This is a genomic window from Pseudomonas entomophila, from assembly GCF_018417595.1.
In the GTDB taxonomy this organism is placed as follows: domain Bacteria; phylum Pseudomonadota; class Gammaproteobacteria; order Pseudomonadales; family Pseudomonadaceae; genus Aquipseudomonas; species Aquipseudomonas entomophila_C.
This window is the reverse complement of sequence record NZ_CP070982.1, coordinates 4,853,922-4,875,134: the sequence shown is the minus strand read 5'-3', so window position 1 is coordinate 4,875,134 and position 21,213 is coordinate 4,853,922. Positions and strand designations below refer to the sequence as shown.

Here is a 21,213-nt window from a genome sequence, read left to right as displayed (position 1 = left end):
CCCCCATGCAAGGCGCGATGGTACGTCAGCAGCAACCCGTTACCGGCCGTAGCAAGCCGGTGCCGCGTGGCGCCAGCCGACTGGTGGCCGACGAGCCCGTATCGGCGCGCCTGCCTCGCCCGAGTTTTGGTGGCTTCAAGCGCCTGCTGTGGCCGGTGCTGCTGGTGGCGGCGGGCTTTGGCGCCTACGAAGGCGCCATTCGCCTGATGCCTTACGCCGATCGCCCGATCACCAAGATCGCCGTGCAGGGCGACCTCAGCTACATCAGCCAGCAGGCGGTGCAGCAACGGATCGCCCCCTACGTGGCGGCAAGCTTCTTCACCGTCGACCTGGCGGCGATGCGTGTGGAACTGGAACAGATGCCATGGATCGCCCACGCCGAAGTGCGTCGGGTCTGGCCGGACGAGGTGGTGATTCGTCTGGAAGAACAGTTGCCGGTGGCACGCTGGGGCGACGAGGCCTTGCTCAATAACCAGGGCCAGGCTTTCACCCCGCGCGAGCTGGCCAACTACGAGCACCTGCCGCAGCTGTTCGGGCCGCAGCGCGCTCAGCAACAAGTCATGCAGCAGTATCAGGTATTGAGCCAGATGCTGCGCCCCATGGGCTTTTCCATCGCTCGCCTGGAGCTGCGCGAGCGAGGCAGCTGGTTCCTGACCACCGGTGCGGGCAGCGCCGGGCCGGGTATCGAGCTGCTGTTGGGGCGCGACCATCTGGTGGAGAAGATGCGCCGTTTCATTGCCATTTACGACAAAACGCTTAAAGACCAGATCACCAATATCGCCCGCATCGATCTGCGTTACGCCAATGGACTTGCCGTTGGCTGGCGGGAACCGAATGCACCGACGACGGCCCAACCCGCCGTTGCGAAGAATTAGAGAGAGGCAGGACCATGGCAAACGCGCATAGCGGCAAAATGATCGTCGGGCTGGACATCGGCACCTCCAAGGTGGTGGCGCTGGTGGGTGAGGTCGGCGAGGACGGCACCCTGGAGATCGTGGGCATCGGCACCCATCCATCGCGCGGCCTGAAGAAGGGCGTGGTGGTGAACATCGAGTCGACCGTGCAGTCGATCCAGCGCGCCGTGGAAGAGGCCCAGCTGATGGCCGGCTGCCGTATCCACTCGGCGTTCGTCGGCGTGGCCGGCAATCACATCCGCAGCCTGAACTCCCACGGTATCGTCGCTATCCGCGACCGCGAAGTCAGCACCGCCGACCTCGAGCGCGTGCTTGACGCCGCCCAGGCCGTGGCCATCCCGGCCGACCAGCGGGTGCTGCACACCCTGCCGCAGGACTACGTGATCGACAACCAGGAAGGCGTGCGCGAGCCACTGGGCATGTCGGGCGTGCGTCTGGAAGCCAAGGTCCACGTGGTCACCTGCGCGGTCAACGCCGCGCAGAACATCGAGAAGTGCGTACGCCGCTGCGGCCTGGAAATCGACGACATCATCCTCGAGCAGCTGGCCTCGGCCTACTCGGTGCTGACCGACGACGAGAAAGAGCTGGGCGTGTGCCTGGTGGACATCGGTGGCGGCACCACCGACATCGCCATCTTCACTGAAGGTGCGATCCGCCACACCGCGGTGATCCCGATCGCCGGCGACCAGGTCACCAACGACATCGCCATGGCCCTGCGCACCCCCACGCAGTACGCCGAGGAAATCAAGATTCGCTATGCCTGCGCCCTGGCCAAGCTGGCCGGTGCCGGCGAGACGATCAAAGTGCCGAGCGTCGGCGACCGCCCGCCGCGCGAGCTGTCGCGCCAGGCCCTGGCTGAAGTGGTGGAGCCGCGTTACGACGAGCTGTTCACCCTGATCCAGGCCGAGCTGCGTCGCAGCGGCTTCGAGGACCTGGTGCCGGCCGGCATCGTCCTCACCGGCGGCACCGCGAAGATGGAAGGCGCCGTGGAACTGGCCGAAGAGATCTTCCACATGCCGGTGCGCCTGGGCGTGCCGCACAGCGTTCGGGGGCTGAGCGACGTGGTGCGCAACCCGATCTATTCCACCGGTGTGGGCCTGCTCACCTACGGTCTGCAGAAGCAGTCCGAGGACCCGTCCCTGACCGGTATCAGCAACAGCAGCAACAACAGCTATGGCGATGAACCGAAGGCCCCGGTGCTTGAACGACTCAAGCGTTGGGTCCAGGGCAACTTCTAAGTTTCAAAGCAGTAGTGGTAGGCGCAACAACTAGAGAACTGTAAGGAGAGGGAAAATGTTCGAGCTCGTAGACAACGTCCCGCAAAGTCCGGTCATCAAGGTGATCGGCGTCGGTGGTGGCGGCGGCAACGCAGTCAACCACATGGTCAAGAGCAACATTGAAGGTGTGGAGTTCATCTGCGCCAACACTGATGCCCAGGCGCTGAAAAACATTGGTGCGCGCACCATCCTGCAACTGGGTACCGGCGTGACCAAGGGCCTGGGCGCTGGCGCCAATCCGGAAGTCGGCCGCCAGGCCGCGCTGGAAGACCGTGAACGCATCGCCGAAGTGCTGCAGGGCACCAACATGGTGTTCATCACCACTGGCATGGGTGGTGGTACCGGTACCGGTGCAGCGCCGATCATCGCCGAAGTGGCGAAGGAGATGGGCATCCTCACCGTCGCGGTGGTGACTCGTCCGTTCCCGTTCGAGGGCCGCAAGCGCATGCAGATCGCCGACGAAGGCATCCGCATGCTGGCCGAGAGCGTCGACTCGCTGATCACCATCCCCAACGAGAAGCTGCTGACCATCCTGGGCAAGGATGCAAGCCTGCTGTCCGCCTTCGCCAAGGCTGACGATGTACTGGCCGGTGCCGTGCGCGGCATCTCCGACATCATCAAGCGCCCGGGCATGATCAACGTCGACTTCGCCGACGTGCGCACCGTGATGGGCGAGATGGGCATGGCGATGATGGGTACCGGCTGCGCCAGCGGCCCGAACCGTGCCCGCGAGGCCACCGAGGCGGCGATCCGCAACCCGCTGCTCGAAGACGTCAACCTGCAGGGTGCCCGCGGCATCCTGGTGAACATCACCGCAGGCCCGGACCTGTCGCTGGGTGAGTACTCCGACGTGGGTAGCATCATCGAGGCCTTCGCTTCCGACCACGCGATGGTCAAGGTCGGCACCGTGATCGATCCGGACATGCGCGACGAACTGCACGTGACCGTTGTGGCCACTGGCCTGGGCGCGCGCATCGAGAAGCCGGTCAAGGTGGTCGACAACACTCTGCAGACCGCTCAGCAGGTGTACGAGGCCTCCAACCCGGCCCCGGTTCGCCAGGAGCAGTCGGCGGTGAACTACCGTGACCTGGAGCGTCCGACCGTGATGCGCAACCAGGCGCACGCGGGTGCAGCGGCGGCAGCTAAACTCAACCCTCAGGATGATCTGGACTACCTGGATATCCCGGCGTTCCTGCGTCGTCAGGCCGATTGATGGAATTTATCAGGGGTATTAGGGTGATTGGTGTTCAGCAAAGGCCGGGTCTGTTATCATCCCCAGCCTTTGTTGATACCTGTTCGCAATTTGCGCTGAAGCGGCCAATGCCATGATTAGACAACGCACCCTGAAGAATACCATCCGTGCCACGGGCGTCGGCCTGCACTCCGGGGAGAAGGTCTACCTGACCCTCAAGCCTGCGCCTGTCGATACCGGCATCGTCTTCCGTCGCGCCGACCTTTCTCCCGTCGTGGAGATCCCGGCGCGCGCGGCCAACGTCGGTGAGACCACCATGTCCACCACGCTGGTCAACGGTGACGTCAAGGTCGATACGGTCGAGCACCTGCTCTCCGCCATGGCGGGCCTGGGCATCGATAACGCCTACGTCGAGCTCTCCGCCTCGGAAGTGCCGATCATGGATGGCAGCGCCGGACCCTTCGTATTCCTGATCCAATCGGCCGGCCTGGAAGAACAGGACGCACCGAAGAAGTTCATCCGCATCCTGCGCGAAGTGACAGTGGAAGACGGCGACAAGCGCGCCACTTTCCTGCCGTTCGACGGGTTCAAGGTGAGCTTCGAGATCGACTTCGATCACCCGGTCCTCAAGGGCCAGACCCAGAGCGCGTCTGTAGACTTCTCCAGCACCTCGTTCGTGAAAGAAGTCAGCCGCGCGCGGACCTTCGGGTTCATGCGTGACATCGAGTACCTGCGCAAGCACAACCTTGCGCTCGGCGGCAGCGTCGAGAACGCCATTGTCGTCGATGAGACTGGCGTGCTCAACGAAGACGGCCTTCGCTCCGAAGACGAATTCGTCAAGCACAAGATCCTCGATGCCATTGGTGATCTCTACCTGCTGGGCAACAGCCTGATCGGCGAGTTCAAGGGCTACAAGTCCGGCCATTCGTTGAACAATCAGTTGCTGCGCAAGTTGATCGCAGAAACAGATGCCTGGGAAGTGGTGTTTTTCGAAGATGCCAGCACGGCACCGATCTCGTACATGCGCCCTGTTGCGGCCGTGTAAGTTCGAACACTCTCTCTAGTGATTGAGGCCACCTTCGGGTGGCCTTTTTTATTGGCCGCAGGCTGCCAACCACTCGTTGATTCACGCAGACTTGTAGGAGCGGCTTTAGCCGCGAACACCGGCTATAGCCGGTGCCATGCATCGTGTCGCTTGCTTCGCGGCTGAAGCCGCTCCTACAGGGTCAACCTTTGGCCTGTGCGTGCGCTGCCAGCCGCTCCAGTGCCGCCCGCAACTTCGGATCACTGATGCCGTCAGCCGATCCGCGGATGCTTTCGGCGGCATGCTCCGACAGCTCCGGCCCTTGGCCTCCACGCTTGGCAGGCACCAAGGGCGGTTGCACCTTGAACAGGATGCGTGACAGGTTGGCGAAGGCCTCCATGGCCTGCAACTGGCGCTGCAGGCGCTTTTGCTGGTAGCGCAGGCGGGTCGCCCAGTGGCCGTCGGTAACCACCAGCAACAAAGTACCCTCTTTCCAGGACGCCACATGGCAGTGCTCGCGGGCGGCCGGCTGCAACTGGCTTTCCAGCAGACGCTGCAGGTGCTCCAGGCGTTCGGCCTGGTTGAGCAGCAGGCGCAGCGGGCGGGCCTGGCGCAGCAGGGCGGCGGGAGGGCGGGCAGGGGAGGGTTTGTAGGCCATGGGAGTGCGCAGGTGGTGACAAGATCGACAGTCTAACAGATGCCCTTGTGCTGGCCTCTTCGCGGGAAGGCTGTGCTATCTCAAAATCGGCGCCGTACCCGTAGGAGTCGGCTTTGCCGGCGAAAGGGCCCGCACAGACACCGGCAGAGCTTGGATATTGATGCAAGTCATTCTCGATACGTTTCATCTTCCCGCACCTTGAACTTGCGCGAAAAGCCCCTATGTTAGTCAGGCCCCCTAAAAGCGCTGTGCCAGCATCGTGGAAATCCACCACTTTCCTCACCATCGTTTCCGGGTAGAATGCTCGTTCGCATGCGGCCTCAGGGCTGCACGGGCGACTCATGGGGCCGCCCTCCATCCCTACGTGTGGAAGATCCTGCCGATATGTTTGCGCCTTTGTTAAAAAAACTTTTTGGAAGCAAGAACGAGCGTGAAATCAAACGCATGCTCAAGACGGTAAGCGCCGTCAATGCTCTCGAAGAGAAGATGGTGGCCCTCTCCGACGAGCAGCTGCGGGGCAAGACCGCAGAGTTCAAGGAGCGCCTGGCCAAAGGCGAATCACTGGACCAGCTGTTGCCTGAAGCCTTCGCCGTGGCCCGCGAGGCCGGCAAGCGCGTGATGGGCATGCGCCACTTCGATGTCCAGCTGATCGGCGGCATGACCTTGCACGAAGGCATGATCGCAGAAATGCGCACCGGTGAAGGCAAGACCTTGGTCGGTACCCTGGCCGTCTACCTGAACGCGCTGTCCGGCAAGGGCGTGCACGTGGTCACGGTGAACGACTACCTGGCCCGCCGCGACGCCAACTGGATGCGCCCGCTCTACGAATTCCTCGGCCTGACCGTGGGCATCGTCTCGGCCTTCCAGCCGCCTGAAGAGAAGCGCGCCGCCTACGCCGCCGACATCACCTACGGCACCAACAACGAATTCGGTTTCGACTACCTGCGCGACAACATGGCGTTCAGCCAGGACGAGAAGTTCCAGCGCGAGCTCAACTTCGCGGTGATCGACGAAGTCGACTCCATCCTCATCGACGAAGCGCGTACCCCGCTGATCATCTCCGGCCAGGCCGAGGACAGCTCCAAGCTGTACATCGAGATCAACCGCCTGATCCCGCGCCTCACCCAGCACATCGAGGAAGTCGAAGGCCAGGTAACTCAAGAAGGCCACTACACCATCGACGAGAAGAGCCGCCAGGTCGAACTGAACGAGGCCGGCCACCAGTTCATCGAGGACATGCTGACGCAGTCGGGCCTGCTGGCCGAAGGCGAGAGCCTGTACTCGGCGCACAACCTGGGCCTGCTGACCCACGTCTACGCCGGCCTGCGCGCGCACAAACTGTTCCACCGCAACGTCGAGTACATCGTCCAGGACGGCCAGATTCTCCTGATCGACGAGCACACCGGCCGCACCATGCCGGGCCGCCGCCTGTCCGAAGGCCTGCACCAGGCCATCGAGGCGAAGGAAAACCTGAACATCCAGGCCGAAAGCCAGACCCTGGCTTCGACCACCTTCCAGAACTACTTCCGCCTCTATACGAAGCTGTCGGGCATGACCGGTACCGCCGACACCGAGGCGTTCGAGTTCGCCCAGATCTACAACCTCAACGTGATGGTCATCCCACCGAACAAGCCGTTGGCCCGCAAGGACTTCAACGACCTGGTGTACCTGACCGCCGATGAGAAGTACGCAGCGATCATCACCGACATCAAGGAAAGCATGGCCCTGGGCCGTCCAGTGCTGGTCGGTACCGCAACCATCGAAACCTCCGAGCACATGTCCAACCTGCTCAAGAAGGAGGGGATCGACCACAAGGTACTGAACGCCAAGTACCACGAGAAGGAAGCCGAGATCATCGCCCAGGCCGGCGCGCCGGGCGCGCTGACCATCGCTACCAACATGGCCGGCCGTGGTACCGACATCCTGCTGGGCGGTAACTGGGAAGCCGAAGTAGCCGCCCTGGACAATCCGACCCCTGAGCAGATCGCGCAGATCAAGGCCGACTGGCAGAAACGTCACCAGCAGGTGCTGGAGGCCGGTGGCCTGCACGTGATCGCTTCCGAGCGCCATGAGTCCCGTCGTATCGACAACCAGCTGCGTGGCCGTGCCGGCCGTCAGGGCGATGCCGGTTCCAGCCGCTTCTACCTGTCGCTGGAAGACAGCCTGATGCGTATCTTCGCCTCCGACCGGGTGAAGAACTTCATGAAGGCGCTGGGCATGCAGTCCGGCGAGGCGATCGAGCACCGCATGGTGACCAACGCCATCGAAAAAGCGCAGCGCAAGGTCGAAGGCCGCAACTTCGACATTCGTAAACAGCTGCTCGAATACGATGACGTGGCCAACGAACAGCGCAAGGTGATCTACCACATGCGCAACAGCCTGCTGGCGGCCCAGAACATCGGCGACACCATCGCCGAGTTCCGCCAGGAAGTACTCGACGCCACCATCAGCCAGCACATTCCGCCGCAATCTCTGCCTGAGCAGTGGGACGTGGCAGGCCTGGAGGCTTCGCTGGCCAGCGACTTCGCCATGAAACTGCCGATCCAGCAGTGGCTCGACGAGGACGACAAGCTCTACGAGGAAACCCTGCGCGAGAAGCTGCTGAACGAGATCACCAGCGCCTACAACGAGAAAGAGGACCAGGCTGGCGAGGACGCGCTGCGTACCTTCGAGAAGCAGATCCTGCTGCGCGTACTGGACGACCTGTGGAAAGACCACCTGTCGACCATGGACCACCTGCGCCACGGTATCCACCTGCGCGGCTATGCGCAGAAGAACCCGAAACAGGAGTACAAGCGCGAGTCGTTCACCCTGTTCCAGGAACTGCTGGAGTCTATCAAGCGCGACACCATCCGCGTGCTGTCGCACGTCCAGGTACGCCGCGAGGACCCGGCAGAAGAGGAAGCCCGCCTGCGCCGCGAAGCCGAGGAGCTGGCCAGCCGCATGCAGTTCCAGCACGCCGCCGCACCAGGCATGGAGAGCGACCTGCAGGCCAGCGAGGAGGGCGCCGAAGTCGCCGTCGCCACGGCGCCTGTGCGCAATGACCAGAAGCTGGGCCGCAACGAGCCGTGCTGGTGCGGTTCGGGCAAGAAGTTCAAGCATTGCCACGGTCAGATCGAGTAATCGACCCCACGTGACATCCGAGGGGCCGCGTTGCGGCCCTTTCGCGACACAAGGCCGCTCCCACAGGTACAGCGCTTGGCTCAAGAGCCACGCAGCCCCTGCAGGAGCGGCCTTGTGCCGCGAAGGGCTGCGCAGCGGCCCCCGCTCTTCCCTCAGGTAACCGGCCGACATTAAGATCGTCCGACGTCGTCACATCCCTTGTTTTCCATAGGAGCGCTCTAATGGCTGTTGGTCTTGGTCCCCTGCCCACCCTGCACCCGGTTCCCGGTTTCGAACTCGGTATCGCCTCGGCGGGCATCAAGCGCCCCGGGCGCAAGGACGTGGTGGTGATGCGCTGTGCCGAAGGCTCCAGCGTCGCTGGCGTGTTCACCCTGAACGCCTTCTGCGCCGCCCCGGTGATCCTCTCCAAGCAGCGCGTGCAGGGCACCGTGCGCTACCTGCTGACCAACACGGGTAATGCCAACGCCGGTACCGGCGCGCCAGGCCTGGCCGCGGCCGAGCGTACTTGCGCCAAACTCGCCGAGCTGGCCGGCGTGCCCGCTGAATCGGTGCTGCCGTTCTCCACCGGCGTGATTGGCGAGCCGCTGCCGGTCGAGAAGATCGAAGGCGCGCTGCAGGCCGCCCTGGACAATCTGTCCGAGAACCACTGGGCCGAAGCCGCCACCGGCATCATGACCACCGACACCCTGCCCAAGGGCGCCAGCCGTCAGTTCCAGTTCGATGGCAAGACCATCACCGTCACTGGCATCAGCAAGGGTGCCGGCATGATCCGCCCGAACATGGCCACCATGCTGGGTTACATCGCCACCGACGCCAAGGTCGCACCTGCGGTGCTCAAGGACCTGATGCTCGACGGTGCCAACAAGTCGTTCAACCGCATCACCATCGACGGCGACACCTCGACCAACGATTGCTGCATGCTGATCGCCACCGGCAAGGCCGACGTGCCTGAGGTTACCGAGGCCAGCGGTGCGTTGTTCGAAGCGCTGAAGAAGGCGGTGTTCGAGGTGTGCATGGAAGTGGCCCAGGCCATCGTCCGTGACGGTGAGGGCGCGACCAAGTTCGTCACCGTGCAGGTCAACGGCGGCGGCAATCACCAGGAATGCCTGGACGTCGGCTACGCCGTGGCGCACTCGCCGCTGATCAAGACCGCGCTGTTCGCCTCCGACCCCAACTGGGGTCGCATCCTCGCCGCTGTCGGTCGTGCCGGTGTGCCGGCGCTGGATGTCAGCCTGATCGACGTGTACCTGGACAACGTCTGCATCGCGAGCAAAGGCGGCCGCAGCCCGAGCTATACCGAGGAGCAGGGCTCGGCGGTGATGGCCCAGGAAGAGATCACCATCCGCATCGAGCTGGGCCGTGGCCAGTGCAGCGAAACCATCTGGACCACCGACCTGTCCCACGAGTACGTGAAGATCAACGCTGAATACCGTACCTGATTGACAGCCCTTTCGCGGGCAAGCCCGCTCCCACAGGTTCTGTAGGGGCCTGCTTGCCGGCGAAGGCTGTGCAGCAGCCCCTCGTATCCGAACCTGATGGAGCAGCTTCATGAGCTACCACCTGATCATCGGCGACAAGTTGTATTCCTCCTGGTCGCTACGCGGCGCCCTGGCCCTCGAACTGGCCGGCGCCCCCTACGAAGAAACCCTGGTCAAGCTCAACCAGCCAGACACCCGCCAGCGCCTCCTCGCGTTCTCGGCCACTGGCAAGGTGCCCTTGCTCAAGACCGAGCATGGCGTGATCGCCGACTCCCTGGCCATCGCCGAATTCCTCAACGAGCAATACCCCGAGGCCAGGCTCTGGCCCGAGGATGTTGCCGCCCGTGCCCAGGCCCGTTCGGCCTGCGCGCAGATGCACAGCGGCTTCTTCGCCTTGCGCGGCGCGATGCCTTTCGACCTGTCGCGCGACCAGGCGCTGGATGAGGTGCCACTGGACGTGCAGGTCGATATCGACCGCATCGTTGCCTTGTGGAACGAATGCCGCCTGGTGGCCAAGGACAGCGGCTCGTTCCTGTTCGGCCGGCCGACCCTGGCCGATGCCTTCTTCGCCCCGGTGGCCGTACGCCTGCGTACCTACCGTGTCGAAGTACCGGCCGCGGCGGCCGCCTACATCGAAACCATCTATCAATGGCCTGCGTTCCAGGCTTGGCAGACGGCTGGCCTGGCGGAGCGTGAAGGGTGAAGCGGATTCATGTGGTTGCCGCGGTCATTCGTGGCACTGACGGCCGTATCCTCATCGCCCGTCGCGCTGACACGCAACACCAGGGCGGCCTGTGGGAGTTCCCGGGTGGCAAGGTCGAGGACGGCGAGGGCGTCGAGGCGGCGCTGGCCCGCGAGTTGCGCGAGGAGCTGGGTATCGAGGTCACGCGTTCACGGCCGTTGATCAAGGTCAGCCACGACTATCCGGACAAGCAGGTGCTGCTGGATGTGCGCGAAGTTGACGCCTTCACCGGAGAACCCCATGGTGCCGAGGGCCAGCCGCTGGCCTGGGTAGCGCCGCGTGACCTGGGCCAGTACGAGTTCCCCGAGGCCAACAAGCCCATCGTCGCCGCGGCGCGCCTGCCTGATCAGTACCTGATCACGCCGGATGGCCTGGAGGTGCCGCAGCTGCTCAAGGGCATCCAGAAGGCGGTGGCCAGCGGGATCAGGCTGATCCAGCTGCGCGCCCCCGACATGTACGACCCCAAGTACCGCGATGTCGCGGTGGACGCGGTCGGGCTGTGTGCGGGCAAGGCACAACTGATGCTCAAGGGGCCGTTGGAGTGGCTGGGCGACTTCCCGTCGGCGGGTTGGCACCTGACCGCCGCGCAGTTGCGCAAGTATGCCGCGAAGGGCCGGCCGTTCCCGAAGGAACGCTGGCTGGCGGCATCCTGCCACAACGCCGAGGAGCTGGCGCTGGCCGAGCAGATGGGGGTGGACTTCGTCACCCTGTCGCCAGTGCAGGCGACCCAGACACATCCCGATGCCACGCCGCTGGGGTGGGGTGAGGCGCAGCGGTTGATCACCGAGTTCAGTCACCCGGTCTTCCTGCTGGGCGGTGTTGGGCCGGGTGAGCGAGAGCAGGCCTGGGAGGTTGGTGCCCAGGGTGTTGCCGGTATCCGGGCGTTCTGGCCTGTAGCCTGAAGCCATGCCTGGCTGTGGGAGCGGGTTTACCCGCGAATCAGCCACCGCGGTGAATGGCAAGGGCCTCGCCCTTGTTCGCGGGTAAACCCGCTCCCACAGGCTCCAGGCTTATGGTTTTCCGGCGGGCTGCCACAGCACTTCGGCCACCCCTTGTCGGCGGCCGATGATCCGCGCCGCCACGAACAGCAGGTCCGACAGCCGGTTGATGTACGCCAACCCGACGCCCTCCAACGGCTCCACGGCATTCAACTGCTGGCAGCGCCGTTCCGCGGCCCGCGCCTGGCTTCGGCACACATGGGCCTGGGCCACCAGCGCCGAACCACTGGGCAGGATGAAGTTCTTCAGCGGCCCCAATTCTGCGTTCCATAAATCGATGGCCGCTTCCAGTCGTTCGACTTCCACGACATTCAGTGCCTGATAACTGGGCATCGCCAGCTCGCCCCCGAGGTCGAACAAACGGTGCTGGCAGGGCGCCAGTACCTCGAACACCTCAGCCAGACCCGCGTCGGACAGCCCCGCCAGCAGCACCCCCAGCTGGCTGTTGAGGCTGTCCACCTCGCCGATCGCCTCGATGCGGGGATGGTCCTTGGGCACCCGGCGGCCATCGCCCAGTCCTGTTTCACCTTTGTCCCCGGTGCGGGTGTAGATCTTCGACAGGCGATAGCCCATGTCATGCCTCCGTCTTGCTGGCGGCCGGCTGGCCGAGGGGTAGGCGTAGGGTGAAGCAGGTGCCCTGGCCGGGTGTGGACTGCACCTCCATCTGCCCCTTGTGGTTGTTGGTGATGATGAAGTAAGAGACCGACAGCCCCAGCCCCGTGCCCTGGCCGATCTCCTTGGTGGTGAAGAAGGGTTCGAAGGTGCGCTTGCGCACCGCCTCGGGCATGCCGATGCCGTTGTCCTCGACCTGGATTTCCGCCCACGGCGGGTTGAGCCGGGTGCGCAGGATGATCCGCCCGGGCTCGCTGGGCTGCGGGCGCTGGTGGATGGCCTGGGCGGCGTTCTTCAGCAGGTTGAGCAGCACCTGTTCGAGCTCGTTGGCGGTGCAGGGCACCGGCCCGAGTGTCGGGTCGAACTGGCGGACGATGGCCTGGCCCTTGAAGTCGAAACCGATGGTCAGGTCGAAGTCGTTGCTGGCGATCTCCACCGCCTGGTCGATCAGCGCCGGCAGCTCGCAGGGCACCAGCTGGCGGTTGCTGCGGCGGCTGAAGCTGAGCATGTGGGTGACGATCTTCGCCGCCCGCGCGCCGGCCTGCTGGATGCCATCGAGCAGTTGCGGCACTTCGCGGCTGTCCAGGTAGCGGTTCACGCTTGGCAGGTCGATACCCAGTTCGGCGGCCTGTTCCTGGTTGCGCGCAAGCTCCGGTGACAGGCGTCTGCGGATGTTCTGCACGTTGTGCAGGATCGCCCCCAGCGGGTTGTTGATCTCGTGGGCCATGCCCGCGGCCAGCCCGCCGACCGAGAGCATCTTCTCCGACTGCACCATCATCTCTTCCAGGGACAGGCGCTGGGTGATGTCGTCGATACGGATCACCACGCCGCGTCCGCCGCCGCCGGTCAGCGGGTAGAAGGTCAGGGCGTAGTGGCGCAGGTCTTCGTCCTTGGGCCAGGTGATCCGTTCGATCTTCGCCACCCGGTGTTTCTCCACGCTCTCCTTCAGTTGCGGCAGGAACGGCTTGAGGGGCTCGAAGGCGAGGAAGATCGGCTGGTTCAGCGCTTCGTCCAGGGGGGTGCCGGAAAGCACCGTGGCTTCATGGTTCCATTGGGTGACATAGAGCTGCTCGTCGAGGGCGATCAGTGCCGAGGGCATGGAGTCGATGATGCTGTTGAGGTAGTTCTGGAAACCCGTGAGCTTTTTCTCGATCTTGCTGCGCACCTGGACTTCCAGCTCCAGCTTGCGGTTGGTATGGCGGGTTTCCTCGGCCAGGCCCTGGGCCTGGTCGTAGGCTGACTGGAATTCGTCACGGGTGCGCTTGAGCTGCTGCTCGCGAGCTTCGATGCGCGAGAGCATGGTGTTGAACGCCTCGGCCAGGCTGCCGATCTCGTCGTCATTGCCACGCTTGGCGCGCAGGGCGTAGCTCTCTTCGCGGGTGACCTGGCGCGTCAGCTCCTCGAGGCGGTTGATCGGCAGGGTGATCAGGCGCTTGATCTGGCGGGCGATGACCAGCCACAGCAGCACGCTGAACACCAGGATGGCCAGGCTGGCCGACAGGGTGCCGGTATAGAACGCGGTGGGCAGTTCGCTGCTGGCCACCAGCAGCAGGTGCGCGGGCGGGCCGCCGTCGCGGGGCAGGCGGATCAGCTGGGTACTGCGAAACTCCATGAGCCGCCAGCCGTCGATGTTGCGAAAGCGCTTGGGCAGGGTGAGCGTGTCGCCGTGCTGAAGCTGTGCAAGCAGGCGGCCATCACTGGCATAGATGGCCGCGGCGCGCAGCTGCGAGTAGCTGTCGAGTTCCTTGAGCAGTGCGTTTGCGGTGTCTGGCGAGTCCCCGGCCTGCGAGGACAGCTGCGGGTTGGACACCAGCTTGCCGATGGTCTGCAGGGCCTGCGGCGCCATGCTGTCCTGGGTGATCCAGTAGGCGGCACTGATGAACGCCAGGTTGGCCACCAGCAGGATGGTGACCAGCAGCACCAGCAAGGCCGCCAGCAGTTTCTGCCCGACCGGGAGGTTGTCCAGGCGTTGGCGCAGGGTCATGGACAAGGCGGTTTCCATCTCCGTTGGGTGGTTGGCATCAGGCGCTGGGCAGGCCGCGGGCCTTCAGGCTATCGACCAGGCGCTGGTGCAGGCGTTCCAGCCGGGGTACGGCCGCGCCATGGCGCTCAGCGGCGCGGCAGGCATGGCCGAGCAGGTAGTGGACTTCGGTGCGCCGGCCATGGCGGACATCCTGGTACATGGAAGAGTAGTTGGCCGCGGTGGCGAGAATGACCCGTTGCACTTCCTCGAGCAGGTCGTCGGCGGCGTTGGGCTGGCCGCAGCGACGCAGCAGTTCGGCCAGCTCGTCGCACAGCTGGTCGACTTCGGCCAGGTGGCCGAGCAGGCCGCCGTTCTGGCAGTCGTGCAGCACGGTGAGCGGGTTGATCGCACAGTTGAGCGCAAGCTTGCGCCACAGGCGGGGGAGAATGTCGACGGTCCACTCGGCCGGGATCCCGGCATCGCCCAAGTCATCCCACCAATTCGGTGTGGCGGGGTTGCCGGGGTCGCCCAGCCAGTTGAAACCCTGGCCGGCAAAACGCACCTGCCAGTCGGATTCACGGAATGCACCCTCGGTGCTGGAGGCGAAGATGCAACGGGCATGGGGGGCTTGGTCGGCCACCTCGTCCTGGCTGCCCAGGCCGTTCTGCAACAGCACGACGTGCGCCCCTTCGGCCAGCCGCGGGGCCAGGCGCGCCACGGCGGGTGCGGCGTCGTAGGCCTTGCAGGCGACCAGCAGGCGATGGATCGGGCCAGGTGCATCGCCGGTCTCGGCGGGAATCGCGTAATGGCTGGCATTTTCCTGTTCGACCAGGGTGAGCCCGCCTGCGGCTTGATAGGCGGCCAAACGCTGCGGATCGCGCAGGATCAGGCGGACCGCCTTGCCGGCGCGGGCCAGGCGGCAGGCCCAGAGGCTGCCGAGGCTACCGGCGCCGAGAATGTGCCAGGTGCTGCTCATCTGCGTTTCGCAACCCGTTATAATGAGTCCGCATTTTAACCATCAAACCCGACGCGCTCCATCTTCAGACGAGCGCGCTTTCTTTTCTGGAGAACACCCATGCCTTCGTTCGACGTGGTATCGGAACTGGACAAGCACGAAGTGCAGAACGCTGTCGACAACGCCATCAAGGATCTCGATCGCCGCTACGACCTCAAGGGCAAGGGCACCTTCGAGTTCAAGGACAAAGAGCAGACCGTGCTGCTGACCGCCGAAGAGGAGTTCCAGCTCGAAGCGATGCTGGAAATCCTGCGCCTGGCGCTGGTCAAGCGCAAGATCGACGTCAAGTGCCTGGAAACCAAGGACCCCTATGCTTCGGGCAAGGAAAAGAAGCAAGAAGCCAAATTCCGCGAAGGCATCGACAAGGACCTGGCCAAGAAGATCGTCGCCACCATCAAGGACGGCAAGCTCAAGGTGCAGGCCGCCATCCAGGGCGAGCAGGTGCGTGTGACCGGCAAGAAGCGTGACGACCTGCAGGAAGCCATCGCTCTGCTGCGCACCAAGGAATTCGACATGCCGCTGCAGTTCAACAACTTCCGCGATTGATCGCGCCGGCCCGGAACCTTGATGGCGTAGTGATGTCCATCGGGTCCCGGGCCGCTTTCGTTTAGCGACCTGCTTCACTGTGCACGTGCCGCTCGGCATCAGGAGAAAAATATGGATTTGAACGCTGAAGTCGATCAGTTGGTTCGTCAATCGCAGACCTGGATTCCGTTGATCGTGGAATATGGCAGCCGCGTGTTGCTGGCGCTGCTGACGCTGGCGATCGGCTGGTGGTTCGTCAACAAGGTCAGCGCGCGCCTGGGCAAGTTGGTGGGTATGCGCAGCACTGACCAAGCCTTGCAGGGGTTTATCAGCACGCTGGCGAATATCACGCTGAAGGTGCTGCTGGTTGTCAGCGTGGCATCGATGATCGGCATCGCGACCACATCGTTCGTCGCCGCTATCGGTGCCGCCGGTCTGACCTTCGCTTTGGCTTTGCAGGGCAGCCTGGCGAACTTTGCGGGTGGCGTGCTCATCCTCATATTCCGCCCGTTCCGCATCGGCGACTGGATCGAGGCCCAGGGTATCGCGGGCACCGTGGACAGTATCCAGATCTTCCACACCGTGGTGCGCACCGGTGACAACAAGACCGTGATCCTGCCCAACGGCAGCCTGTCCAACGGCATCATCATCAACGCCAACCGCCAGCCGACCCGCAAGGTCGTGTTCGACGTGGGTGTGGATTATGACGCCGACCTGCAGAAGGCGCGCAACGTGCTGCTGGAATTGGCCCAGGACCCGCGTGTGCTGCAGGACCCGGCACCGCAGGCGGTGGTATCGACGCTGGGCGACAGCTCTATCACTGTGTCGCTGCGTATTTGGGTCAAGACCCCGGATTACTGGGACGTGTTGTTCATGCTCAACGAACATGCCCGCGACCGGCTCAAGGCCGAAGGGATCGACATTCCGTTCCCGCAGCGGGTGATTCGCGTGGTGCAGGAAGCCGCTGTCCAGTAACACCGCGTCGTTTTCCAGCGCGGGGCAAGCCCGCTCCCACCGACATCGTGGGAGCGGGCTTGCCCCGCGCTGCTTTTCAGGCCATTACATTTGTTCACAGCCAACCGCCCGCCAGATCTGGCATATACCCTGACTCCACTGTTCACACCTGATAGCCATCATGAAACCTCTGCTGTACATCACCCCCCTGCGCGCCTTGCTGTTCGGCCTGACCCTGGCGCTGTTCGAGTTGCTGACCTACCTGGCCAGCGACGCGGTCATGCCCGCCATGCCGGTGGTGGTCGACGACCTCAAGGCCAGCCCTCAATACATTCCCCACGCCCTGAACCTGTACCTGCTGGGCGGCGTGGTCCTGCAATGGCTGATCGGCCCGCTGTCCGACCGCTTTGGCCGACGGCCCTTGCTGTTGTCGGGGTGCGTGCTCTTCGGGGTGGCCTGCCTGGCGACCTTCTGGGCGAACGATATCGGCCTGTTCAACTTGCTGCGCCTGCTGCAAGGCATCGGCCTGGGCTTCGTGGTCACGGTCAGCTACCCGGCGTTGAACGAGGCATTCAGCGAGGCCGACGCGGTGCGCATGATGGCCCTGCTGGCCAACATCGCCCTGTTGTCGCCACTGCTGGGGCCATTGGTCGGTACCTTGCTGCTGGAGTGGCTGGACTGGCGCTGGCTGTTCGTCGCGTTTGCCGCAGGCGCGGTGTTGTGCTGGGTACTGCTGTACCGGCTGATGCCTGAAACCCTGGGGGTGGAGCGCCGCGACGGCTCGCGCCTGCCGTTCACGCCGATCCACCTGCTGCCTTTGCTGGCCGGCTACGGCCAGCTGCTGACCAACCGCCGCTTTGTTGCCGGCAGCGCGGCGCTGGGGCTGGTGGGCCTGCCGCTGATCGGCTGGATCGGCCTGTCGCCGGTGCTGCTGATCACCGACGAGGGCCTGAGCAGGATGGAATACGCCTTGTGGCAGCTGCCGGTGTTCGGCGGGCTGATCCTGGGCAACCTGATCATCAACCGTATTGCCGATCGCTATCCGCTGCCTGCACTGGTGCGGGGTGCGCTCCTGCCTTACCTGGCGGGCCTCGGCCTGATGCTCCTGGCGACCTGGCTCTGGCCGACGGTACCCAGCGTGGTGGCCGGGATGTCGCTGTATGCCCTCGGCCTGGGTGTGGCCAACGCGGTGCTGTACCGCATGACGCTGTTCTCCAGCGAACAGAGCAAGGGCCTGGTATCGGCGATGCTGGGGATGATCACCATCGCCTTGCTGGGGCTGGGCGGCGCGGTGCTGGCGATGCTCGGGGCGGGGGCGAGCTTGATGCACTTTGCCCTGGGCGCGGGCGTGGCGGGCGCCCTGGCGCTGTGGCCGCTGTGGTTCGTGGTGGGCCGGCGGCCTGGGGAAGAGGCTGTCGCGCGATAAGTGAGTTGGCCTGGTTCGCCGGCTTGCCGGCGAAAAGGGGGCATGGCCCCCTTCGATCAGCTTTGTTCAGCTGCGGGGCTCTGGACCGGTGCCTGCTTTCCCCGCCCGATCTCCTGGCGCCAGTGCAGGGCGATCAGCACCAGCGTCGGCACGCCCAGAAGCGCGGTGATCAGGAAGAAATCGTGATAGCCGAACTTCTCCACCATCACCCCTGAATAGCCGCCGATCAGGCGCGGCAACAGCAGCATGATCGAGCTGAGCAGGGCGTACTGCGTGGCCGAGAACTTCAGGTTGGTCAGGCTCGACAGGTAGGCGACGAACGCCGAGGTAGCCAGCCCGGAACTGAAGTTGTCCAGCGAGATGGTCACCACCAGCATTTCCAGATTCGGGCCCATGTCGGCCAGCATCAGGAACAGGATGTTGGTGGCCGCCGAGGCCGCACCGCCGATGAACAGGATCGGCAGGATGCCGAAGCGCACGATCAGCAGGCCGCCGACGCCGGCGCCGACCAGGGTCATGATCAGGCCAAAGATCTTGCTGACGCTGGCGATCTGGTCCTTGGTGAAGCCCATGTCGATGTAGAACACGTTGGCCATCACGCCCATCACCGTGTCGGACATGCGGTAGGTGGCGATCAGCCCGAGCAGCAGCAGGGCCTGCCAACGATAGCGGGTGATGAAGTCGTTGACCGGCGTGAGCACCGGCGCCAGGCCGCGACGGCCCATCGACGACAGGCACAGCCAGGTCAGCAGTGCGTAGAGGATCAGGCGCAGGAAGGCGCGGTCCTCGAGCAGCAGGTCAAGCATGCTGGAGTCGCCGAACACCACGCTGGCCCAGTCGGTGTTGTACATCTGGGTGAAGCTGGCGGGTACCGAGACCAGCAGGATGATCAGCACGAACACCGACACCAGCTGGTGCATCAGCCCGTAACGCGCGGCCGACAGTTGGGTGCGCAGCGGCACCGCTGGCTCGCGCATCACCAGGGTGGTGAACAGTGCGGGTAGCATCAGCACGCCGAACAGCACGTAGGTGCCGGTCCAGGCCTGGTGCAGGTAGCTGAAGCCTGTGGAACCGAACCATTCGGCGAAGAACAGCGCGCCGGCGGTGGCCAGCAACGCGGCAACCCGGTAGCCGGCCATGTAGCTGGCGGCGAGGGCAGCCTGGCGTTGGTCGTCGGCGATCTCCAGGCGGTAGGCGTCGACGGCGATGTCCTGGGTGGCCGAGGCGAAAGCCACCAGCACGGCGAGAGCGATCAGCCACGACAGGTGCTTTTGCGGGTCGCAGAAGCCCATGCCGATCAAACCCACCACCACCAGCCCCTGCGACAGCAGCAGCCAGGAGCGACGACGGCCCATGCCGCCGAGCAGCGGCAAGCGCCACTGGTCGAGCAGGGGCGACCACACCCACTTGAACGCATAGGCCAGGCCGATCAGGCTGGCATAGCCGATGGTCTCGCGGGCCACGCCCGCCTCGCGCAACCACACCGACAGCGTCGAGAAGACCAGCATGTAGGGCAGGCCGGCGGCGAATCCGAGCAGCAAAAGCACCAAGGTTGACGGGCTGGCATAGGCAGCGAGCGCAGCGCGCCAGGTTTTACGGGGCATGGGCCAACATCTGCCTCAAGTTAGCGAAAACAAAGCGCGCACTCTAACCGCTGTGCTCCATCGGGCGCCAGCCATGGCGCGCCATATCCACACGATTATTGGTCAGGTTGACGCCTTCTGCGCGCAATCGGGCGCGTTGTTCGTCGCCAGATGGCGTGCCCAGGGCCAGGCTCAAGCGCCCGCCAGCACCCAGCACCCGATGCCAAGGCAGGCGGGTGTCGGCGGGCAGTTGCCCGAGGGTGCGACCGACCCAGCGCGCCGCGCGGCCAAGCCCCGCCAGCTCGGCGAGTTGGCCATAGCTGACCACCTTGCCCGGTGGGACTTGCCCCAACACCGAATACAGGGCCGTTCGTCGGGCCTCGGCATTTTCGTGGCTGAGGGGTGTGTCGCTGGGCATCAGACGACTCCTGACCTGTGGATGAAAACGGATGAACGGCGGTGGGTAATGAGAATTGAACTCGTCGGCATGACCTCGGTCTGTCCTTGCTCAAGTCGTGTCGATCCGGATAATGCCCGGCTTTTTTCGCCAAATCGAACCTGTAGTCCGCTTATGTATTCTAGAACCTTGCTGTGCCTCATCGCCGCCTCCCTCTGCGCCCCGGCGCTCGCCGATACCGTGTGGATGAAGAACGGAGACCGGCTCAGCGGCAAGATCAAGGTCTTCGACGGCGGCAAGCTGTTGCTGGAGACGCCTTACGGCGGCTCGATCGCCCTGGACTGGAAGCAGGTCAAGACGCTGGAAAGCGACCAGGAACTGCTGGTCAAGCAGGACGCCTACAGTGGTGAGAAAGCCAAGTCGCTCAAGGCCGCGGAACCCGGCAAGGTGACCCTGGCCAACGGTGAGGCGCCCAGGACCGTCGAGCTGGCCAGTATCGAGCAGATCATGAAGCCACGGCCGCTGGTCGAGGACTTCCTGTGGAAAGGCAATGTCGACGTGGCGATGGACTACAAGCGCGCCGAAACCAACAGCGACGACTACGACGTCAGCTTCAAGACCACCGCCCGCCATGGCCGCTGGCGGCACCATGCCGAAGGCGAGTACAACCGCGAGACCAAGGACGAAGTCACCACCACCAACAACTGGAGCGCCGAGTACGCCCTGGACCGCTTCATCACCGACAAGTGGTTCTGGCAAGGGCGCCTGGAGTACAAGCGTGACCAGATCGAGGACCTCGCCCGCCAGCGCACCGTCGGTACCGGCCCGGGTTATCAGTTCTGGGACGACGAACTGGGTGCGTTCTCCCTGGGGTCGCTGATCAACCGCACCGATTTCGAATACCGCGACGGTGGCAAGGATAACTTCTATTCCGCCGCCGTGAAGTGGGACTACAACCGCTACCTGATCGGCAAGCGGGTGGAGTTCTTCACCAACGGCGAGTTCGGCAAGCCGCTGGGGACCGTTGCCGACTACGCGCTGGATGCCGAGATGGGCCTGCGCTACAAGGTCACCGAATGGGCTTCGCTCAACCTCAAGGCCGAGAAGGACCTGATCAAGGGCACTCGGGACAGTGATCTGGACAAGACGCGCTATACCGCTGGGTTCGGCGTTACCTGGTAGTTTTCCGCCCACCCTGGACGAAACACCTCTCCCATTGATCTGACACGACGCCTGTAGGAGCGGCTTTAGCCGCGATCACCCGCAAAGCGGGGGCCAGGCACCGCGTTGCCCGCATCGCGGCTGAAGCCGTTCCTACATGACAGCCCCAGT

The 21,213-nt window shown here is 64.2% G+C and carries 18 protein-coding genes; 12 read left to right on the top strand and 6 right to left on the bottom strand.

Features of this window, described 5'->3' with window-relative positions; genetic code table 11:
- Positions 1-5 precede the first annotated feature (5 nt).
- From JYG34_RS21290 to lpxC, 4 genes are all read left to right on the top strand, one after another.
- A complete protein-coding gene (locus JYG34_RS21290) occupies positions 6-875 on the top strand; it encodes a cell division protein FtsQ/DivIB (protein WP_011535534.1) in 870 nt (289 codons plus the stop codon).
- A gap of 14 nt (positions 876-889) precedes the next feature.
- Positions 890-2,152 carry a cell division protein FtsA gene (ftsA, locus tag JYG34_RS21285; RefSeq protein ID WP_011535533.1) on the top strand — a complete coding sequence of 421 codons (1,263 nt, stop codon included), beginning with the start codon at positions 890-892 and terminating at the stop codon, positions 2,150-2,152.
- A gap of 55 nt (positions 2,153-2,207) precedes the next feature.
- A complete protein-coding gene (gene ftsZ, locus JYG34_RS21280; protein ID WP_011535532.1) occupies positions 2,208-3,404 on the top strand; it encodes a cell division protein FtsZ in 1,197 nt (398 codons plus the stop codon).
- A 112-nt stretch (positions 3,405-3,516) separates the two neighbouring features.
- Entirely contained in the window at positions 3,517-4,428 is a 912-nt protein-coding gene (gene lpxC / locus JYG34_RS21275) for a UDP-3-O-acyl-N-acetylglucosamine deacetylase (RefSeq protein WP_011535531.1), read from the top strand.
- 181 nt (positions 4,429-4,609) lie between these two features.
- On the opposite strand, the gene JYG34_RS21270 is transcribed toward lpxC, so the two are convergent.
- Positions 4,610-5,065, bottom strand: coding sequence for a DUF721 domain-containing protein (locus JYG34_RS21270; protein ID WP_213658216.1), 456 nt, complete (start codon positions 5,063-5,065; stop codon positions 4,610-4,612).
- 384 nt (positions 5,066-5,449) lie between these two features.
- Between JYG34_RS21270 and secA the strand changes: the two genes are divergently transcribed.
- From secA to JYG34_RS21250, 4 genes are all read left to right on the top strand, one after another.
- A complete protein-coding gene (secA, locus tag JYG34_RS21265) occupies positions 5,450-8,188 on the top strand; it encodes a preprotein translocase subunit SecA (protein WP_213658215.1) in 2,739 nt (912 codons plus the stop codon).
- Between the two features lie 221 nt (positions 8,189-8,409).
- Complete coding sequence (gene argJ / locus JYG34_RS21260; protein ID WP_213658214.1) at positions 8,410-9,627, top strand: bifunctional glutamate N-acetyltransferase/amino-acid acetyltransferase ArgJ; 1,218 nt, start codon at positions 8,410-8,412, stop codon at positions 9,625-9,627.
- A 109-nt stretch (positions 9,628-9,736) separates the two neighbouring features.
- Complete coding sequence (locus JYG34_RS21255; protein ID WP_213658213.1) at positions 9,737-10,369, top strand: glutathione S-transferase family protein; 633 nt, start codon at positions 9,737-9,739, stop codon at positions 10,367-10,369.
- Positions 10,366-11,310: a Nudix family hydrolase gene (locus JYG34_RS21250; protein ID WP_213658212.1), complete on the top strand. Its 945-nt coding sequence runs from the start codon at positions 10,366-10,368 to the stop codon at positions 11,308-11,310. Before JYG34_RS21255 ends, JYG34_RS21250 begins: the two co-directional genes overlap by 4 nt.
- A gap of 108 nt (positions 11,311-11,418) precedes the next feature.
- Here the strand turns inward: JYG34_RS21250 and JYG34_RS21245 are convergent, their stop codons facing one another.
- From JYG34_RS21245 to JYG34_RS21235, 3 genes are read right to left on the bottom strand one after another with little or no spacing between them, the layout of a single operon-like run.
- Positions 11,419-11,979 carry a cob(I)yrinic acid a,c-diamide adenosyltransferase gene (locus JYG34_RS21245; RefSeq protein ID WP_213658211.1) on the bottom strand — a complete coding sequence of 187 codons (561 nt, stop codon included), beginning with the start codon at positions 11,977-11,979 and terminating at the stop codon, positions 11,419-11,421.
- Between the two features lies 1 nt (position 11,980).
- Positions 11,981-14,002 carry a sensor histidine kinase gene (locus JYG34_RS21240; protein WP_213661238.1) on the bottom strand — a complete coding sequence of 674 codons (2,022 nt, stop codon included), beginning with the start codon at positions 14,000-14,002 and terminating at the stop codon, positions 11,981-11,983.
- Positions 14,003-14,039: 37 nt separating this feature from the next.
- Complete coding sequence (locus JYG34_RS21235; RefSeq protein WP_213658210.1) at positions 14,040-14,957, bottom strand: putative 2-dehydropantoate 2-reductase; 918 nt, start codon at positions 14,955-14,957, stop codon at positions 14,040-14,042.
- A 99-nt stretch (positions 14,958-15,056) separates the two neighbouring features.
- Between JYG34_RS21235 and JYG34_RS21230 the strand changes: the two genes are divergently transcribed.
- The 3 genes from JYG34_RS21230 to JYG34_RS21220 all read left to right on the top strand — a co-directional run bounded on the left by JYG34_RS21230 (position 15,057) and on the right by JYG34_RS21220 (position 17,901).
- Complete coding sequence (locus tag JYG34_RS21230; RefSeq protein ID WP_011535522.1) at positions 15,057-15,542, top strand: YajQ family cyclic di-GMP-binding protein; 486 nt, start codon at positions 15,057-15,059, stop codon at positions 15,540-15,542.
- A gap of 111 nt (positions 15,543-15,653) precedes the next feature.
- The gene (locus tag JYG34_RS21225; RefSeq protein ID WP_213658209.1) at positions 15,654-16,496 is read left to right on the top strand and encodes a mechanosensitive ion channel family protein; all 843 of its coding nucleotides are present in this window, start codon (positions 15,654-15,656) and stop codon (positions 16,494-16,496) included.
- Positions 16,497-16,656: 160 nt separating this feature from the next.
- The gene (locus JYG34_RS21220; RefSeq protein ID WP_213658208.1) at positions 16,657-17,901 is read left to right on the top strand and encodes an MFS transporter; all 1,245 of its coding nucleotides are present in this window, start codon (positions 16,657-16,659) and stop codon (positions 17,899-17,901) included.
- Between the two features lie 56 nt (positions 17,902-17,957).
- Here the strand turns inward: JYG34_RS21220 and JYG34_RS21215 are convergent, their stop codons facing one another.
- On the bottom strand, positions 17,958-19,505 hold the full coding sequence (locus JYG34_RS21215; protein WP_213658207.1) for an AmpG family muropeptide MFS transporter: 1,548 nt from the start codon (positions 19,503-19,505) through the stop codon (positions 17,958-17,960).
- Between the two features lie 43 nt (positions 19,506-19,548).
- Positions 19,549-19,902, bottom strand: coding sequence for an MGMT family protein (locus JYG34_RS21210; protein WP_213658206.1), 354 nt, complete (start codon positions 19,900-19,902; stop codon positions 19,549-19,551).
- Between the two features lie 153 nt (positions 19,903-20,055).
- Between JYG34_RS21210 and JYG34_RS21205 the strand changes: the two genes are divergently transcribed.
- Positions 20,056-21,063 carry a DUF481 domain-containing protein gene (locus JYG34_RS21205; RefSeq protein ID WP_213658205.1) on the top strand — a complete coding sequence of 336 codons (1,008 nt, stop codon included), beginning with the start codon at positions 20,056-20,058 and terminating at the stop codon, positions 21,061-21,063.
- Positions 21,064-21,213 lie beyond the last annotated feature (150 nt).

Coding starts and splice junctions, on each gene's coding strand:
- JYG34_RS21290 (WP_011535534.1), top strand. CDS start 6: ATGCAAGGCGCGATGGTACGTCAGCAGCAACCCGTTACCGGCCGTAGC.
- secA (WP_213658215.1), top strand. CDS start 5,450: ATGTTTGCGCCTTTGTTAAAAAAACTTTTTGGAAGCAAGAACGAGCGT.
- JYG34_RS21220 (WP_213658208.1), top strand. CDS start 16,657: ATGAAACCTCTGCTGTACATCACCCCCCTGCGCGCCTTGCTGTTCGGC.
- JYG34_RS21230 (WP_011535522.1), top strand. CDS start 15,057: ATGCCTTCGTTCGACGTGGTATCGGAACTGGACAAGCACGAAGTGCAG.
- lpxC (WP_011535531.1), top strand. CDS start 3,517: ATGATTAGACAACGCACCCTGAAGAATACCATCCGTGCCACGGGCGTC.
- JYG34_RS21245 (WP_213658211.1), bottom strand. CDS start 11,979: ATGGGCTATCGCCTGTCGAAGATCTACACCCGCACCGGGGACAAAGGT.
- argJ (WP_213658214.1), top strand. CDS start 8,410: ATGGCTGTTGGTCTTGGTCCCCTGCCCACCCTGCACCCGGTTCCCGGT.
- JYG34_RS21270 (WP_213658216.1), bottom strand. CDS start 5,065: ATGGCCTACAAACCCTCCCCTGCCCGCCCTCCCGCCGCCCTGCTGCGC.
- JYG34_RS21240 (WP_213661238.1), bottom strand. CDS start 14,002: ATGACCCTGCGCCAACGCCTGGACAACCTCCCGGTCGGGCAGAAACTG.
- ftsA (WP_011535533.1), top strand. CDS start 890: ATGGCAAACGCGCATAGCGGCAAAATGATCGTCGGGCTGGACATCGGC.
- JYG34_RS21210 (WP_213658206.1), bottom strand. CDS start 19,902: ATGCCCAGCGACACACCCCTCAGCCACGAAAATGCCGAGGCCCGACGA.
- JYG34_RS21255 (WP_213658213.1), top strand. CDS start 9,737: ATGAGCTACCACCTGATCATCGGCGACAAGTTGTATTCCTCCTGGTCG.
- JYG34_RS21225 (WP_213658209.1), top strand. CDS start 15,654: ATGGATTTGAACGCTGAAGTCGATCAGTTGGTTCGTCAATCGCAGACC.
- JYG34_RS21235 (WP_213658210.1), bottom strand. CDS start 14,957: ATGAGCAGCACCTGGCACATTCTCGGCGCCGGTAGCCTCGGCAGCCTC.
- JYG34_RS21215 (WP_213658207.1), bottom strand. CDS start 19,505: ATGCCCCGTAAAACCTGGCGCGCTGCGCTCGCTGCCTATGCCAGCCCG.
- JYG34_RS21205 (WP_213658205.1), top strand. CDS start 20,056: ATGTATTCTAGAACCTTGCTGTGCCTCATCGCCGCCTCCCTCTGCGCC.
- ftsZ (WP_011535532.1), top strand. CDS start 2,208: ATGTTCGAGCTCGTAGACAACGTCCCGCAAAGTCCGGTCATCAAGGTG.